This is a genomic window from Streptomyces chisholmiae, from assembly GCF_031845445.1.
GTDB classification, from domain to species: Bacteria; Actinomycetota; Actinomycetes; order Streptomycetales; family Streptomycetaceae; genus Streptomyces; species Streptomyces chisholmiae.
This window is the reverse complement of the sequence record NZ_JAVREO010000163.1, coordinates 1-461: the sequence shown is the minus strand read 5'-3', so window position 1 is coordinate 461 and position 461 is coordinate 1. Positions and strand designations below refer to the sequence as shown.

Annotated in this window: 1 pseudogene; it reads left to right on the top strand. The window is 60.3% G+C overall.

From position 1 onward, the window contains the following. Positions 1-177: 177 nt before the first annotated feature. A pseudogene (locus tag RM844_RS32590) lies at positions 178-461 on the top strand (hypothetical protein); the annotation flags it as partial.

The window sequence follows — 461 nt, the reverse complement described above, 5'->3', positions numbered from 1 at the left end:
GGCCAGCACGATGAAGATGCTGCCCACAATGGGTATCACCCAGTTGAAGACCCACACTCCGCTGGGATCCAGCGTGGCCGGCGGTACCAACTCTTCCGAAGCGAAAAACACGGTGCCACTCCCGGTTCGACTATTAGTGAAGGTAGCTTCACCATTTTTGGCTGTAATGTCAACCACGTGAATGGCGAACCGATTCGCGCCCCAGCGCGAACAGACCGCGAGCTCGTGCAATTTCAGACGAGTTCTCTGCAGCGGCACGCCATCGAATTCGGTGAGTGGATGATGCGCGCCAGCCTGGAACGCTCACACTCGCTCGGCCACACCAGCCTGCGGCCCGCGCATGCCCGGTTGATGGTTTTCCTCGGGTGGGAGGGCAGTCGCATCTCCGATATCGCCCGCGCCCAGGATGTCTCGAAGAACGCCATCGGGCAACTCGTCGACGAATTGGTGGCGCTCGGCTA